Annotated in this window: 16 protein-coding genes; all 16 read right to left on the bottom strand. The window is 46.8% G+C overall.

Going from position 1 to position 15,636, the window contains the following annotated elements:
- Positions 1-59: 59 nt before the first annotated feature.
- The 16 genes from NLBNIHML_RS14460 to upp all read right to left on the bottom strand — a co-directional run bounded on the left by NLBNIHML_RS14460 (position 60) and on the right by upp (position 15,238).
- Complete coding sequence (locus tag NLBNIHML_RS14460; protein ID WP_253441323.1) at positions 60-800, bottom strand: M23 family metallopeptidase; 741 nt, start codon at positions 798-800, stop codon at positions 60-62.
- A 432-nt stretch (positions 801-1,232) separates the two neighbouring features.
- Entirely contained in the window at positions 1,233-2,573 is a 1,341-nt protein-coding gene (spoIID, locus tag NLBNIHML_RS14465; RefSeq protein ID WP_494354604.1) for a stage II sporulation protein D, read from the bottom strand.
- 469 nt (positions 2,574-3,042) lie between these two features.
- Positions 3,043-4,389: a UDP-N-acetylglucosamine 1-carboxyvinyltransferase gene (gene murA, locus NLBNIHML_RS14470; protein WP_278299125.1), complete on the bottom strand. Its 1,347-nt coding sequence runs from the start codon at positions 4,387-4,389 to the stop codon at positions 3,043-3,045.
- A gap of 522 nt (positions 4,390-4,911) precedes the next feature.
- The gene (locus NLBNIHML_RS14475) at positions 4,912-5,169 is read right to left on the bottom strand and encodes a DUF1146 family protein (protein ID WP_124116534.1); all 258 of its coding nucleotides are present in this window, start codon (positions 5,167-5,169) and stop codon (positions 4,912-4,914) included.
- Between the two features lie 608 nt (positions 5,170-5,777).
- Positions 5,778-6,182: a F0F1 ATP synthase subunit epsilon gene (locus NLBNIHML_RS14480; protein WP_062836965.1), complete on the bottom strand. Its 405-nt coding sequence runs from the start codon at positions 6,180-6,182 to the stop codon at positions 5,778-5,780.
- Between the two features lie 60 nt (positions 6,183-6,242).
- Positions 6,243-7,646, bottom strand: coding sequence for a F0F1 ATP synthase subunit beta (gene atpD, locus NLBNIHML_RS14485; protein WP_047840699.1), 1,404 nt, complete (start codon positions 7,644-7,646; stop codon positions 6,243-6,245).
- A 95-nt stretch (positions 7,647-7,741) separates the two neighbouring features.
- Positions 7,742-8,614 carry an ATP synthase F1 subunit gamma gene (gene atpG / locus NLBNIHML_RS14490; protein ID WP_076209796.1) on the bottom strand — a complete coding sequence of 291 codons (873 nt, stop codon included), beginning with the start codon at positions 8,612-8,614 and terminating at the stop codon, positions 7,742-7,744.
- Between the two features lie 130 nt (positions 8,615-8,744).
- Positions 8,745-10,259, bottom strand: a complete 1,515-nt coding sequence (gene atpA / locus NLBNIHML_RS14495) for a F0F1 ATP synthase subunit alpha (RefSeq protein WP_047840700.1) — start codon at positions 10,257-10,259, stop codon at positions 8,745-8,747.
- Positions 10,260-10,275: 16 nt separating this feature from the next.
- Positions 10,276-10,824: a F0F1 ATP synthase subunit delta gene (locus NLBNIHML_RS14500; RefSeq protein ID WP_036612565.1), complete on the bottom strand. Its 549-nt coding sequence runs from the start codon at positions 10,822-10,824 to the stop codon at positions 10,276-10,278.
- Complete coding sequence (gene atpF / locus NLBNIHML_RS14505; RefSeq protein WP_339238194.1) at positions 10,821-11,309, bottom strand: F0F1 ATP synthase subunit B; 489 nt, start codon at positions 11,307-11,309, stop codon at positions 10,821-10,823. The genes NLBNIHML_RS14500 and atpF overlap by 4 nt, the downstream gene beginning before the upstream one ends.
- Positions 11,310-11,422: 113 nt before the next feature.
- Positions 11,423-11,647, bottom strand: a complete 225-nt coding sequence (atpE, locus tag NLBNIHML_RS14510) for a F0F1 ATP synthase subunit C (protein ID WP_017691934.1) — start codon at positions 11,645-11,647, stop codon at positions 11,423-11,425.
- 78 nt (positions 11,648-11,725) lie between these two features.
- A complete protein-coding gene (gene atpB, locus NLBNIHML_RS14515; RefSeq protein ID WP_339238196.1) occupies positions 11,726-12,544 on the bottom strand; it encodes a F0F1 ATP synthase subunit A in 819 nt (272 codons plus the stop codon).
- Between the two features lie 45 nt (positions 12,545-12,589).
- Positions 12,590-12,967: an ATP synthase subunit I gene (locus tag NLBNIHML_RS14520; RefSeq protein WP_062836961.1), complete on the bottom strand. Its 378-nt coding sequence runs from the start codon at positions 12,965-12,967 to the stop codon at positions 12,590-12,592.
- Positions 12,960-13,214, bottom strand: a complete 255-nt coding sequence (locus NLBNIHML_RS14525) for an AtpZ/AtpI family protein (protein ID WP_024632723.1) — start codon at positions 13,212-13,214, stop codon at positions 12,960-12,962. The genes NLBNIHML_RS14520 and NLBNIHML_RS14525 overlap by 8 nt, the downstream gene beginning before the upstream one ends.
- Positions 13,215-13,400: 186 nt before the next feature.
- Positions 13,401-14,558 (bottom strand): non-hydrolyzing UDP-N-acetylglucosamine 2-epimerase, encoded by a 1,158-nt coding sequence (wecB, locus tag NLBNIHML_RS14530; protein ID WP_339257685.1) that lies wholly within the window; start codon positions 14,556-14,558, stop codon positions 13,401-13,403.
- 50 nt (positions 14,559-14,608) lie between these two features.
- Positions 14,609-15,238, bottom strand: a complete 630-nt coding sequence (gene upp / locus NLBNIHML_RS14535; RefSeq protein WP_017691929.1) for a uracil phosphoribosyltransferase — start codon at positions 15,236-15,238, stop codon at positions 14,609-14,611.
- Positions 15,239-15,636: the final 398 nt, after the last annotated feature.

The raw sequence follows: 15,636 nt of genomic DNA on the forward strand, positions 1-15,636 counted from the left end.
AGCACAAAAAGAGCAGAGGTTGAACCCTCTGCCCGTCATGTTGCTGCGGTAAAAATCATTTATTTTTCCGGAAGATATCCTTGCGGGTTAACCGGCTGTCCATCTTCGTACACTTCAAAGTGAAGGTGGTTGCCAAGCGTTTTACCCAATTCATTGACACCAGCAGATGCAATCGCATCTCCTTGTTTCACTTCGTCGTCCTGTTTCACTTTGACGTCTGCCAAGCTTTGGTATACCGTTTTCAGGTTATCACTGTGTGTGATTTCCACAACTTGACCTGTAAGCGGATTTTGCTCAACCCGGGTAACTTTACCGGCAAGCGCTGCTTTGACTTCAAACGTTTTGTTATCCCCACGTGCCAGATCCACACCCGTGTTCGGGATGAATGTATCATTGTACTGCACCATTGCCGCTTCATGTTCCTCGGTTGAAGCTTCGCTATCATAGAAAGGTTTTACTACCGAAATCTCGGACGGTACCGCTACCGGCCATACAAAATTCTCCGACTTGGCAACAACTTCCACACTTTCTTCTTCTCCGCCTGCTGCTGTTCCTTCTGTACCCGCCGATGCACCTGTTTCTACTACCCCGCTAGCAGAGTCCGGGTTCATAGCTTTGTCGCCTGTTCCCTGATAGACCCACACTAAGGTTAGTATAATGCCTGCTGCTGCGATGTAGGCTGCCGGGAAGACCCAGCGTTTGGACATTGCTCTTTTCCATGAAGAGGGCTGGCTAGCCGGTACTCCTTGAGTTGTTTTAGGAGTTTCTTCTTGGACTGTTTTTTTGTTTTGTTCATTCATCTTGATCACCTCAGTAACAAGTGTTACCGGGTGCAACTCTTTTATACACGTGCGACTCTAATTATTTTCACGGAGGTTTCAAAGAGTGCTATATATATTGGAGATGAGTGTTAGTTCGTGCACCGCTTCGGGGCCAGAAAACCTTTCGACCGCTGGTTACTACCAGATTTCTTCTATCACCTTCTTCAAAGGTGAAATCCGGTAGTAAAGGCGGACGCTTTGCTTCTACAGGTCTTTTCTGCCCCCTGCGCTCTGCATACGCTAGCACTCTCCGCATATATAGCCAAGTCTTAAAACCTCCGGAAAGGGCGGTTGGTAGACTGGTCTGGATTGGCTGTAGAGGCCAATCCTTCTATGAAGTGCATTTATCGGCTAAAGGCGAAATGATATAGGATGTGACTGGATAATATAGTTTAAAGCGCCTAGGTTCTCCTACTTCGATGCAAGCATCTTGGATGCCTGTCCGAATGAGATACCAGTATAGTAGTGCTTGAGAATCTGGGTGGCCGTGTGTCCCTCCTGCGCCATGCCGTTTGCTCCCCATTGGCTCATGCCAACACCATGCCCGTATCCGTACGTTGTAATCTGGACCTCATCACCTGTGGTCTTCCAACTGAACTGGCTAGATCTTAATCCAAGTAGCTTGCGCACCTCTGGACCACTGAAGGTTTCACCTGCGATCTGCATTTCCTTAATCCGATGTCCTTTGGTTGTAGACAATACCTCCATCCACGACCCACTCTTCTGGGTGGTAACCGGAATGGCATCCAGGTTCAGCTTCTGCAGAATCTCGTTACGTTTCATGGTAACGGTCTGTTTGTAGCCTGGGGCAAGGGTTTTGTCCCATGGACTATCCACACTTTGCAGATACGGTACAGCGTTACCCCACACATCCTCCGCATTCTCGGTATACCCATTACTTGTGGAAAAAAAGGATGCGGTGATCGCCTTGCCCTGATATGTCATCACCGTATCTCGACTTTCGCGCACAGCCTGTTGCAGCTTCTCCCATTCCTTCGCCTTCCCTAGGCGAGTCCAATCTGCTTTTACCTGATCTGGCGGAATAAACACCTGATGGCTGACCGTATCCGTCACATCCGCCGCACCTGATGGAACACCGCTTGTATCACTAGCAGCAAGCCTTCGCACGATAAACGTGCGAGCCGCTATCGCCTGCGCCTTTAACGCCTCCAGCCTGAATTCCGCCGGCATCTCAGCAGCCACAACCCCCGTAACATAGTCTTCCAGCGGCAGATTCATTGTTGTGCCCGTTGCAGACAGGTATACGCGTACCTGGGGTTCTGGATAGGTAACAGGAACTGCTGGCACAGGAGCTGGAGTTTTTGTACTGCTGGCATCTGTTGGAGCAGGGATCGGCTTGGGTGATTCGGTTGTCCGTGGCCATACCAGAATGACCGGAATCAGCAAAGCCATTGCCAATAAGGCAGATACAGCGGCAGCAGGTTGCCATCGTGTAGCGTTGCGTCCCCATCGGGGTTTTCGCCCGAATGTCCGCATTCGGCGACGCTTCACACGGCGGAATTGATCCAGCTCAATTACAGGTATATGAATATGCTCGGTTGCCTGCTGGTTCAGCTCATCTGTCGACACCCGTCCTGGGTTTGATAATCTTGCAGGCTGTGATGGAACAGTCCTCAGATTTAATGGGGCAGGCTTGTCTCTTTCCACTCCAGAAACGATATTCTCCTCCGGCTCTTGCATACCTGGACGAGGGATCAGGGGTACCTTTACCTGTACACGAGCTTCTTTCATTCGACTATAACCCTCCGTTGTCTATGGCCGGTCATGTGCCGGTCGTGTTGTTCAAATCCATAGTTTAGGTTATGACCTAGCTCGATCTGATAGAACCTGATTTAAGAGAAACGAGGCCCTTTTCCTTCCATTCACTCACCTGCTTTTTTTTGCCGTGTATCTCTTACAAATGCTGATCTGTCGCCATAAATAGGTGTTTATCCGTAAACCAAATTCTTAAAAAAGGCGCTCTTTCATTTTGTTCAAACTTGGAACAGAATACGATGTTATGTTATATAAATTAGGACCAGCTATTAATAGAATCAGGTATCAAATTCCTCATCATCTTGTTAAAAGTAAACACAAAAAAAGCCAAGCCAGATGGCTTAGCTTTATCATTTTTTTTACAATATACGTTCCATCGCATTCATAACCACACAAGCGTGTCGTTCATCATAGAGGGACCATATTTTCACTATACAACCCAGTGTTAAGCCAAAGTTGGTTGCACCTTAAACATCGGTACTTCTTTCTCCACTTTTTCACTAGGAGCTTTGGTTGCTTCCAGCTTAGGCTCATCAACCGAGATCCGATAGATGTCAGCGCCAAGTCCGTTAAGCTTCTCAGCCAGATGTACATAACCACGGTCGATGTGATGAACACCGCCCACTTCCGTTGTACCTTCAGCAACAAGACCTGCAATAATGAGTGCGGCACCCGCACGCAAATCGGTAGCCGTTACTTTGGCACCCTTCAGTTTGGCATTACCTGTGATGATGGACGAACGTCCTTCAACTTTGATCTCCGCATTCATCAATTGGAACTCATCCACATGCATGAATCGGTTTTCAAAAACAGTCTCTGTCACAACACTTGTTCCTTCAGATGCGAGCAAGAGTGCCATCATCTGGGATTGCATATCTGTCGGGAATCCTGGGTATGGTAATGTTTTCACATCCACAGCCTTAAGAGGACGATCTGCGATTACACGCACGCCATTCTCATCCGGTTGGATCGTTACACCCATCTCTTCAAGCTTCGCGATAACGGAGCCTAGGTGATCAGAGATTGCACCTTCAATGTACACGTCACCACCAGAAATTGCAGCAGCAGCCATGTACGTACCAGCTTCTACCCGATCCGGAATGACCGTGTGTGTAACGCCTGACAGTTTTTCCACACCTTCAATGCGGATCACTCCAGTACCAGCACCACGTACAATGGCACCCATTCCATTCAGGAAGTTGGCAAGATCCACGATCTCAGGTTCTTTGGCCGCATTCTCCAGAACAGTTACACCTTCGGCCAATGTTGCAGCCATCATAATATTTTGAGTGGCACCTACGGAAGCCACATCCAGATAAATTTTCGCGCCACGTAACCGTCCTTGGCTACGAGCTTCGATATAACCTTGGCCCAAGCTGATCTCTGCGCCCATGGCTTCAAAACCTTTCAAATGCTGATCAATAGGCCGTGTACCGATGGCACATCCACCAGGAAGTGAGATTCTTGTATGACCCATTCGAGTCAACAGAGGCCCCATGACCAGGAAAGACGCCCGCATTTTACTTACCCATTCGTACGGGGCTTCACAGGAAGTAAGCTTCTCCGCATTTACGGTAATCACTTCGTCCCGGTATGTAACTCCCGCTCCCAGCGATTCCAACACCTTGTTAATCGTCATCACATCGTCTAGAGGAGGCGCGTCAATAATAACGCTTTGTCCTTCTTCCCCTAAGAGAGAGGCAGCGATGATCGGAAGAACAGAATTTTTAGCGCCGCTAACTTTGACACTTCCGGTCAACCTTTTGCCACCGCGGACGATAAATTTGCTCATCATGGTTCCCTCCGCGCTTTTATTCCCTTTTCTTCATTCCGGAATACGTAAGCCCCACTGTGTGTAGAAAGGACTGTTGCTGTGTGTGGAATTTCGACATATTCTGGCATATTGCCACAGATGTCTGTTCAGAAAAGAATTGGTTTTTATAATCCATATCAATGATACCATGTGCCGTGCTTCTTGCTATTCAGCATGTAAAATTAGTGTCTTACAAGCCAGCAGAGCATCAGAACAGACAGAGTGGGATGGTTATTAGCCGGCATGAACCGGATATCCCGTTTATAACTACAAAATAAGTGAACAATTGTGAATTCCCTAACTTCCATCATAACATTGTTGAATTGTACGATACAAGCATTTTTACATAAAACATCTCAAATTCATCCAATTTTACGTCACATTTTTTTCTTAATTTCTTTACCGACAACTCATACTCTAATTGTTAACACAATTAATCGATGTTATTCGACAATGAGCTCCTTCAAGGGCCTAACAGATGATTAACCAACCATCTCAACATTAAAACAAATTACGCAACATTTGAGTCCATGACAAGTAGTCAATGACAAAGCCAGCAACGGCATGCCCCAGAATGATGGCGAGCAACAAATGTAACAGTCTTCCCTGAGCACCTCGTGGTTGTCTGATGATTAAATCCAGTTTGAGATTCTGCAAAGCCCACCAAGACAACGCAATACATAAAAGGGAGACGATGATTGAGACCAAGCCATTGGTGCTTAACGCCTGGTTCACCTGATTCGTCAGATCAGTATCCATATATTCTTTACCTCCACATTTGTTGCAGCGATCAGCATATCATATGCCCGGCACCCATAACTTGTTAGTATACTGGAATGTCTTGAGCACAACATACTGAGCGCACTGTCAGATTTACTCCTGCCAGGCAGGAATCTCCTGATACCCAAAGAACGAGCAGCAACAATCCGGCTGTGCAAGACTATGGAATCTACTACGCAGCTTCCTGCTTCTGCTGACTCTATGGAATATAGGCTCTTTCATCATACATTGTCAATTACATTGATTTCCACTTCTCAAATATTTTAATTTTAAATTGCCGGGATTTTGTGACTAAAACGACATAAAAGAGCGCTATTTCGATATCGATTCTGTCATTTCCTCGGAAATAATTTTAATTTTCTCATGAAAAAAATGGTTCTCTTTGTGGTAAATACGCCCACTACTTTAGTCCTATATTCTATGCAATTCCTCATCATCGGTGAATATTTTGCTTAAAATACTTCTGTTTACTGAAGGGATATGATGAGATTTTGTGGTCAGCCATTTTAATATATTCGATAAAACAATTCTATCAGACAAACTCAAAAAAGCCCGGCAGACTAAGCCGCCGGGCTTCCAAGAATCGTTTATTTGCCAAAAACGTTAATCCGGTTAACCGCTTTTTGCAGCGCAATCTCTGCACGACGGTGATCAAAGTGGTCCTGATTGCTTTGGCTTGCAAGCCGACGTTCTGCCCGCTCTTTCGCCGCACGCGCACGGTCCACATCAATGTTTTCCGGGAATTCAGCACTCTCTGCGAGTACAACAACCTTATCTTTACGTACTTCGATAAACCCGCCACCGATAGCAACTTGTTTATTTTCTTTTCCGTTACGAATATAGATTGGTGCAATCTGCAAAGGTGTAACCATAGGAATATGACCAGGCAGAATGCCCAGTTCCCCTTCAATACCACGAGCCGTGATGCTATCCACTTGTTCTGAATACACCAGACGCTCAGGTGTTACAATCTCCAACAAAAAGGTGCTCAATTCCATCCCTCCTGAAACTATCCGAAGGATAGCCCACATAAGGACAATCCTGGATTCAGACTAAACCAGTGTTTTGGCTTTCTCCACTGCCTCTTCAATTGTACCAACAAAGAGGAAAGCTGCTTCCGGAAGATCATCATACTTACCTTCGAGAATCTCTTTAAAGCTGCGCACCGTTTCTTTAACCGGAACGTATTTACCCGGAATACCGTTAAATGCTTCAGCAACGTGGAAAGGCTGGGACAAGAAACGTTGGATTTTACGAGCACGGTATACAAGCGCTCTGTCTTCCTCACTCAACTCGTCCATACCCAAGATCGCAATGATATCTTGCAATTCATTGTAACGCGCCAAGATACGTTTAACGCCTTGAGCTACGCTGTAGTGTTCTTCACCTACAACTTCAGGGGACAAGATCCGGGAGCTGGAAGCCAGTGGATCTACCGCAGGGTAGATACCCATCTCGGAAATTTTACGCTCCAGGTTCGTCGTTGCATCCAAGTGAGCAAACGTCGTTGCAGGAGCCGGGTCAGTGTAGTCATCCGCAGGCACGTAGATGGCCTGGATGGATGTTACAGAACCTTTTTTCGTTGATGTGATACGTTCTTGCAGTTGACCCATTTCTGTTGCCAGCGTAGGTTGGTAACCTACCGCGGAAGGCATACGTCCAAGCAAGGCAGATACTTCTGAACCCGCTTGGGTGAAACGGAAGATATTATCGATAAAGAGCAACACGTCACGGCCTTCTTCGTCACGGAAGTATTCCGCCATGGTCAGACCTGTGAGGGCTACACGAAGACGTGCGCCTGGAGGCTCGTTCATTTGTCCGAAGACCATTGCTGTTTTGTTGATAACGCCGGAATCACTCATCTCGTGATACAAGTCATTACCTTCACGTGTACGCTCACCAACACCCGCGAATACGGAGATACCACCGTGTTCTTGTGCGATATTGTTGATCAATTCCTGAATGGTTACCGTCTTACCTACACCGGCACCGCCGAAGAGACCGATCTTACCACCTTTAGCGTAAGGAGCAAGCAAGTCGATAACTTTGATTCCTGTCTCCAGCATCTCTGCTTGGGTAGTCAGTTCATCAAATGCAGGTGCTGAACGGTGAATCGGGTTCTTGTGCTCAGCAGCTACGGCACCGCCAGTATCAATTGCTTCGCCGAGTACGTTAAATACACGACCCAGTGTTGCTTCACCGACAGGTACAGAGATTGGTGCTCCTGTATCTAAAGCTTCCATACCACGAACAAGTCCATCCGTGGAGGACATCGCAATACAACGTACTCGGTTGTCACCCAGATGTTTCGAAGCTTCGAGTGTAAGGTTTACACTAACGCCGCTCTCACTTACTGTAGTGATCGTAATGGCATTGAGGATTTCCGGCAGACCGCCGCGATCAAACTCGACGTCAACAACCGGACCCATGATGCTCACAACGCGTCCTTTGTTCATCTTAACGTTCCCCTCCTACAAGCCTGCTACTTTTGCAAAAATAATGTACCGTTCGTTTATCTTTGCTCTGCAAGCCTTCATTAATAAAAAAACGGTTAGCCTTGTGCTGCGTTGGCACCTGCCACAATTTCCGTAATCTCCTGCGTAATCGCCGCTTGGCGGGCACGGTTGTATGTCAATGACAAGTCATTAATGAGTTTAGATGCATTTTTGGTTGCATTACCCATTGCCGTCATTTTCGCACCCAGCTCACTCGCCTTACCGTTCAGAAGTGCACCATAGATCAGCGTTTCCGCATAACGCGGAAGCAAAACTTCAAGTACAGCTTCAGCAGACGGCTCGTATTCGTAGCTTGCCGTTGGTCCTTCCGCAGCAGTTACCTCAGGTGTTTCCATTGGAAGAAGTTTTTCTACCGTAGGAATCTGGGTCAACGCATTCACAAAGCGGTTATAACAAATGTACAATTCATCAAATTCAGCCAGTTCAAACCCATGAACAGCTTCGTGTGCGATGGATTTGATATCTGCAAATGAAGGCGAATCCGACAGATCCGTTGTTGTGGATGCCATCGCCATTTCACGACGTCTGAAGTAGTCGCGTCCCTTACGTCCAATGACGAACAATTCGTAGTCATCCTGGGAGTTGTGGCGCTCTTTGAGCGTCTGATTAACCTGACGCAAAACGTTCGCATTGTATCCACCCGCAAGACCACGGTCCGATGTAATGATCAGATAAGCTGTTTTTTTGACCGGACGGCTCTCCAGCATCGGATGCTGTATGCCTTGCGTGCTAGATGCAATACTCGCTACAACTTCTTTCAGTTTCTCCGAATAAGGACGGGCTGCTTCCGCTTTTTCCTGCGCTTTACGCAGTTTTGCAGCAGCTACCATCTCCATTGCTTTGGTGATCTGCTTGGTGCTTTGTACGCTTTTAATTTGCCGCTTAATTTCGCGCATGCCTTTTGCCATGATTTCACCACCTTAAAGTTTTGACAAAGTCAAAACTACATCGTAAGCACAACCCTGTTTTGACAGAGTCAACGTATTACATGCAGACATGCGGAATCGGTTAGACAACTCCGCACCTGCAATCATTTATTTAGACAGAGACAGCAAAGCTCTTTCTGAACTTCTCGATTGCACCTTTCAGTGCATTTTCGTTGTCTGCAGTCAATTCTTTAGTATCACGGATGGATGCAAGAATCTCCGGATGGCTGCTCTCCATGAACGCAAGGAACTCACGCTCGAAACGAGTAACATCACCTGTTGGAATCTCATCCAGGAATCCTTTAACCGCAGTGTACAAGCTGACAACCTGTTGTTCTACAGGCAGAGGCTGGTTAACACCTTGCTTCAGGATTTCCATCATACGCGCACCACGATTCAGGCGGGCCTGAGTCGCTTTATCCAGATCGGAACCGAACTGGGAGAACGCTTGAAGCTCACGATATTGAGCGAGGTCGAGACGCAGGGAACCTGCAACCTTTTTCATCGCTTTGATCTGAGCAGAACCACCGACACGGGATACGGAAATACCTACGTTGATCGCCGGGCGTTGTCCAGCATTGAACAAGTCAGCTTCCAGGAAGATTTGTCCGTCCGTGATGGAGATTACGTTCGTTGGGATGTATGCAGATACGTCGGAAGCTTGTGTTTCAATGAACGGCAGTGCGGTTAAAGAACCACCACCAAGTTCATCATTCAGCTTCGCAGCACGCTCCAGCAAACGGGAGTGCAGGTAGAAGACGTCACCCGGATAAGCCTCACGGCCCGGTGGACGACGAAGCAACAAGGAAAGCTCACGGTATGCAGAGGCTTGTTTGGTCAAGTCATCATAGATGACCAGAACGTGCTCGCCTTTGTACATGAAGTACTCACCCATCGAACAACCGGAATACGGTGCGATGTACAAGAGTGGTGATGGATCGGAAGCTGCAGCAGTTACAACAATCGTGTACTCCATTGCGCCTTTACGACGAAGGGTTTCCACAACTTGAGCAACCGTGGACTGTTTCTGACCAATAGCCACATAGATACACTTCATGCCGCTACCTTTTTGGTTCAGGATCGCATCAATTGCAATGGATGTTTTACCTGTCTGACGGTCACCGATGATCAACTCACGTTGTCCACGGCCGATTGGAACCATGGCATCAATGGCTTTGATCCCTGTTTGCATCGGCTCATGAACCGATTTACGATCCATTACGCCTGGTGCTTTACCTTCAACCGGACGGAATTCCGTTGTAGCGATTGGCCCTTTGCCATCCACTGGAATACCGAGCGGGTTCACAACGCGTCCAATCAATGCTTCGCCTACAGGCACTTGCATGATTTGGCCCGTACGTTTCACTTGGTCACCTTCACGAATATCGTAGTAAGGTCCCAGGATAACGACACCGACATTGCTTTCTTCCACGTTCATGGCGAGTCCCATAACACCGCTTGGGAATTCAACCAACTCGTTGGACATGACGTTCTCAAGTCCGTAAACACGAGCGATACCATCACCAACCTCGATTACCGTTCCGACTTCGACTACATCGATATCGGTCTTGTATTGTTCGATTTGGCTCTTAATTAATGTACTGATTTCTTCTGGTTTGATACTCAAGTGTCCTCACCCCAATCTACTGTACTCGTCTGTTAAAAGACTGCTCAAGACGTTCGAGCTTGCCAGCCAAGCTGCCGTCATAGATCGTATCGCCAATGGCGACTTTCAATCCGCCCAGCAGAGTCGGATCAACAATGTTCTCGATACGAATCTTTTTATTCACACGGCCACCGAATTCACGGGCTACCGCTTCTTTTTCTTCATCATTCAACGCATAAGTCGAGTAGACACGTGCATCAGCGATGCCCAGCGACTCACCTTGAATCTTCCGATAATCATTCAGTAAGTCTCCCAGCAATTCAACGCGTCCGCGTTCAATCAACAACAAGACTGTACGAAGGACTGAATCGGATACCTTGCCATCAAGACTTGAGTGAATCACGTTCTGCTTGGCTTCATCAGAGATATTAGGGGATACGATAAATTTCTCGATATCTGCATCTCCGGTCAATGCACTGACTACTGCAACCAGTTCCTGTTCAACCTCAAGCACCTGCTGTTGCTGAAGAGCAACTTCGAACAATGCTTTCGCATAACGCTTGGCAACAATCGTATCGCGGCTCATTGTCGGCCTCCTACCTCATTGAGGTATTGGTTCACAAGCTCTTCTTGTGCAGGACCGTTCTCAACTTCTTTTTTGATCAATTTGGATGCAATCTGAACGGAAGCTGTACCCAGTTCGCTGCGAAGTGCTGCGACTGCTTTGTTCTTCTCGCTCTCGATTTCGCGTACTGCATCGTCTTTCAGACGATTAGCTTCAGCTTTCGCATCAGCCAAAATCGATTCAGCTTGTTTGCCACCCGTTTGTTTGGACTGTTCAATGATGTCGTAAGCATCTTTACGTGCTTGCTCAAGAGCTTGTTTTTGTTCCTCCACATAGGCAATGGCCTGTTCCCGAGTCTGTGCAGCCTCATTCATCTGCGTCATCACGAGTTCACGACGTTTTTCCATAATGGAGAACAAAGGCCCGAAGGCATAACGGCTAAGCAGCCAGTATAAAATTGCAAATGCAACAATCGCAAGAAGCGTATTTTCCCATATGAAACTCAATCTGTTCACTCCTTCCTGGAGGTATCCTTGAAACGTCATCCGTTAGAACGGACATTACCTAAAAAGAAGGCGCGGATGGCTATGGCCTTCCCCGCCAAACCTTTAAAATTTAATTAAGCCATACCGTAGAACATGAACGCGAGTACCACACCGATGATCGGCAATACCTCGATCAAACCTACACCGATAAACATTGTTGTTTGAAGAGTGGATTTTGCTTCCGGTTGACGGGCAATACCTTCCACCGTTTTGCTGATTACCATACCGTTACCAATACCTGCGCCAAACGCGCCCAGTCCTGCAACAATTGCTGCTGCGATTAATGCCATTGCTCCCATTTGTATATCCTCCTTAAAATGATAAATCGAATTTTTTATTGTTCAGCCTGGTGAAGAATTCTTCGTAGGGCTTGAAACTTAATGCTCGTCGTGCGTCTCGATGCTCTGTGAAATGTACACCATCATCAAGATAACAAACACAAATGCCTGGATCGCGCCGATAAAGATACTGAAGCCTTGCCACACCATTAATAGCGGAATTGCTGCGATAGCACCAAACACTTTGAATGTGGTCAGTTTCAGGATCGTTGCGATCAGTACCTCACCCGCGAAGATATTCGCGAATAGACGCATACCGTGTGTCAACAGCTTGGATGCCGTCTCAATCAAGTTGATTGGCAAGAACAAGGCGAATGGCTTAAGGTAATGCTGGAGATATCCTTTGGTGTTGCGGAACAATCCCAGTCCATGAGATACAAGGAACGCTACGAGAGCGAGTCCCATCGTTACAGACAAGTCGGCTGTCGGTGATTTCCACCAAGCCAGTTCAACGTGTGGGTGTGCTTCAGGATCCTTGGCATGCGCTTCTTCAAACGCTTCCACCGCTGTAACAATCGGTTTACCGAACACTTGCGCATGTTCTGCGCTGTCCACTGCAGTTACCGCTTGGAACGGAAGTCCGAGCATGTTTCCTACAAAAATGAACATAATCATGGAAAGAGCGAGAGAGATAAAATGTTTACCTTTCTTCATATCCATTGTACTGGAAATCAGATTGCGGACGAATTCTACTGCCCACTCCATAAAATTTTGCAGCTTGCCGGGGTTTTCAACGGATAGTCTTCGTGTGGCCAGTACAGCAAAAATAAAAACAAGGGCACCTGTAACTACCAGCATCAACACAACCGATAGATCCAGTCGAAATCCGCCAAGCATAATAATTGGAGCTTCATGCATATTTTTCTCACCCCTTTCTCGACTTGAAAGCTGCAGCCCTTAACTTCATTCTGCTCTGCGGGAATGGACAATCCCTATAATCAGTAAGGAAAATTGTGCAATGACGAGACCGCCTGCAACCGCATATGTATTGAAGTACTGCGGAAAGCGCATCGATATGAATATACCGAGCACAGCGAGTGCCGCTCTTGTCAAAAATCCCAGGTTCACACGCTTCAAGTTACCTTCTGCCGCATCATCAGACATTTTCCTTACTTTGTAGCCCAAGTAAAATGCATTGATCCAGCTAATTCCTGTACCCAGGGCTAGTCCCAAAGCAATTGTCTCCACACGTGGCATAAAGGCCGCTGCGAGAAAACAAATCATAAGAAAGTACATGATGAAAACAGTCATCGATCTGCGGTATCTGGTTAGTTCACTCATCACTTTCCCCCATGAATTTTTTCGCGATAAAGTAGATGCTTACACCGCCTGCCGCAAGAAAAAAGAGAACGCTTACGGCGATCCATATTCCGTTACCTCCAATGGTCTTGTCCAACCAGGAGCCAGCGTAATATCCGGCAACAGCGAGAATGGCAATCTCGATCCCAAAAGCTGTCACGAGCCCCATCGCTTTCCATACATTATCGTCATGGTTACGGGATGAATTTGGTTTGTTCGAATCGGCCATTTTCCACGCCACCCTTGCAATCCCAGTTAATTTTACTGAATGATGAGAGCCTTTGTCAATTGAATGATTTTAGCGTTTTAAAGGGGAAAACGACGGGAATACAGACCCTCAAAGCCCATAAACCCGCGTAAACCGTACAGTTTAACTGTATGCTATGCCCTTTATAAATCCGTCAGAAAAATTGTATTATTTTTTGAATTTTCTGTGAAATGATTCCGGACGCTCACTATTTACACCAAAATGGTGCAGAATCGCATTGACAATTCTTTCCGAAGCATGTCCATCACCGTATGGATTAGCAGCCTGGCTCATGCTTGCATACAGGTTTTTGTCTGTAAGCAAAGCTTTGGTCCGTTCATATACACGTTCCTCTTCGGTACCTACCAGTTCCAGCGTTCCAGCTTCAATACCTTCCGGGCGCTCTGTCGTATCGCGCAATACGAGCACAGGCACACCAAACGAAGGTGCTTCTTCCTGCAAACCGCCTGAATCGGTCAAAATCAAGTGAGTATGCGGGTAAAAGTTATGCAAATCCACCACGTCTAGTGGATCAATTAATTGAATACGGGGATGATTCCCCAAAATCGCGTGAGCCGGCTCCTTCACAGCAGGACTTGGATGCACCGGGTACACGATGGCAATATCTTCAAATTCGTCGGCAATCCGTTTGACGGCCTGGAAAATGTTGCGGTGAGGCTCGCCTTGAGATTCACGGCGATGAGCTGTCATCAGCACAAGGCGTTTGCCTTGGGCCCAATCAAGTACCGGGTGTGTGTAGTCCTCCCGTACTGTATATTGAAACACATCTGTTACCGTGTTGCCTGTGACGTACGTACTAGACTCTGATTTATTTTCTTTGGCAAGATTGGAAGAAGACCAATCCGTAGGCGCAAAATGTAGATCAGCCAGTACGCCCGTCAGCTGACGGTTCATCTCTTCCGGATATGGAGAAAGCTTGTTCCACGTCCGAAGTCCTGCTTCTACATGTCCTACCTGGATCTGCTGCAAGAATGCTGCATAGCTTGCTACAAAGGTAGTTAATGTATCCCCGTGAACCAGCACAATATCCGGCTTCGCTTCAGCCAATACCGGCTCCAGACCGCCTAATACACGAATCGTAATTTCATTCAATGTCTGACGGTCTTTCATCACATCCAGATCATAATCGGGATGAATGTCGAAAACTTCAAGAACCTGATCCAACATCTGACGATGCTGCGCAGTTACGCAAACAATAGATTCAATAGACTCGGGGTGTTTTTGCAATTCCAAAATAAGCGGAGCCATCTTGATGGCTTCCGGACGCACCCCGAAGATCGTCATGACTTTAATTTTCTTGGACATTCGAGCAAAGCCCCTTTTCTATAAGTTCCGATTACAAGCATGAGATATGCTTATTTAGTGCCGTATAGACGGTCTCCTGCATCGCCAAGTCCTGGAACGATATAACCATGATCATCCAGACGGTCGTCCAGTGCTGCGACATAGATATCCACATCAGGATGTGCATCCTGTACAGCTTTAACGCCTTCCGGTGCTGCTACCAGGTTCATCATCTTGATTTGGGTACAGCCACGTTTTTTGAGCACGTCAATAGCTGCAATCGCCGAACCGCCAGTTGCAAGCATCGGATCAATTACGATCAATTGACGCTCTGTCACGTCTGTAGGCAGTTTGGTGTAGTATTCTACCGGTTGCAGTGTTTCCGGATCACGGAACAGACCAACATGTCCAACTTTTGCGGCTGGCAACAATTTTACAACGCCATCCAGCATTCCGAGTCCTGCACGCAGAATCGGCACCAGTCCGAGCATGCGTCCAGAGATGACTTTACCTTGTGTTGCAGCTACAGGTGTCTGTACATCAATCGTTTCCAGTTCAACATCTCTTGTAATCTCATAAGCCATCAACGTTGCCACTTCATCCACCAATTCACGAAAATCTTTCGTATTCGTACGCATGTCGCGTATAAACGTCAGTTTGTGTTGAATCAAAGGGTGATCACATATTACTAATTTTCCCATCTAATTTGTCCCTCCGGTAAGTTCTTCATGTTCAGCATTTCCAAATATACCTAGCCACCATTCATGGGCTCGATAAATCCTGTATATTATATCATCACCAACAACGAATTACACCATCAAAGGGCACCCAATCATTACAGAATACCGAATCCTATAAAAAACAGGACCGGAAAATGATCCATCCGGTCCTGTTTTGCTCCTGCTGTTATGTCATTGAGTGGGAAAAATATGAATACAAGTGATGCTCCGCAAACAGATTGCACCTTCGATCGCTGTTATCCCCTGATTTTTTTGATCTCCTATAAAAGGAGAAAATCAGGGGATAAAGGCGAGCGCTTCGCTTCTCCGGTTGCATTCTGCCAGCTTCGTCTTTTGTATTCCAATTTAAACAAACTCAA

The organism is Paenibacillus sp. JNU01, from assembly GCF_059130585.1.

Excerpts from the sequence above, each read along its gene's own strand:
- NLBNIHML_RS14460 (WP_253441323.1), bottom strand. The coding sequence starts at position 800 with ATGAATGAACAAAACAAAAAAACAGTCCAAGAAGAAACTCCTAAAACA.
- spoIID (WP_494354604.1), bottom strand. The coding sequence starts at position 2,573 with ATGAAAGAAGCTCGTGTACAGGTAAAGGTACCCCTGATCCCTCGTCCA.
- murA (WP_278299125.1), bottom strand. The coding sequence starts at position 4,389 with ATGAGCAAATTTATCGTCCGCGGTGGCAAAAGGTTGACCGGAAGTGTC.
- NLBNIHML_RS14475 (WP_124116534.1), bottom strand. The coding sequence starts at position 5,169 with ATGGATACTGATCTGACGAATCAGGTGAACCAGGCGTTAAGCACCAAT.
- atpD (WP_047840699.1), bottom strand. The coding sequence starts at position 7,646 with ATGAACAAAGGACGCGTTGTGAGCATCATGGGTCCGGTTGTTGACGTC.
- atpG (WP_076209796.1), bottom strand. The coding sequence starts at position 8,614 with ATGGCAAAAGGCATGCGCGAAATTAAGCGGCAAATTAAAAGCGTACAA.
- NLBNIHML_RS14500 (WP_036612565.1), bottom strand. The coding sequence starts at position 10,824 with ATGAGCCGCGATACGATTGTTGCCAAGCGTTATGCGAAAGCATTGTTC.
- atpE (WP_017691934.1), bottom strand. The coding sequence starts at position 11,647 with ATGGGAGCAATGGCATTAATCGCAGCAGCAATTGTTGCAGGACTGGGC.
- atpB (WP_339238196.1), bottom strand. The coding sequence starts at position 12,544 with ATGCATGAAGCTCCAATTATTATGCTTGGCGGATTTCGACTGGATCTA.
- NLBNIHML_RS14520 (WP_062836961.1), bottom strand. The coding sequence starts at position 12,967 with ATGAGTGAACTAACCAGATACCGCAGATCGATGACTGTTTTCATCATG.
- NLBNIHML_RS14525 (WP_024632723.1), bottom strand. The coding sequence starts at position 13,214 with ATGGCCGATTCGAACAAACCAAATTCATCCCGTAACCATGACGATAAT.
- wecB (WP_339257685.1), bottom strand. The coding sequence starts at position 14,558 with ATGTCCAAGAAAATTAAAGTCATGACGATCTTCGGGGTGCGTCCGGAA.
- upp (WP_017691929.1), bottom strand. The coding sequence starts at position 15,238 with ATGGGAAAATTAGTAATATGTGATCACCCTTTGATTCAACACAAACTG.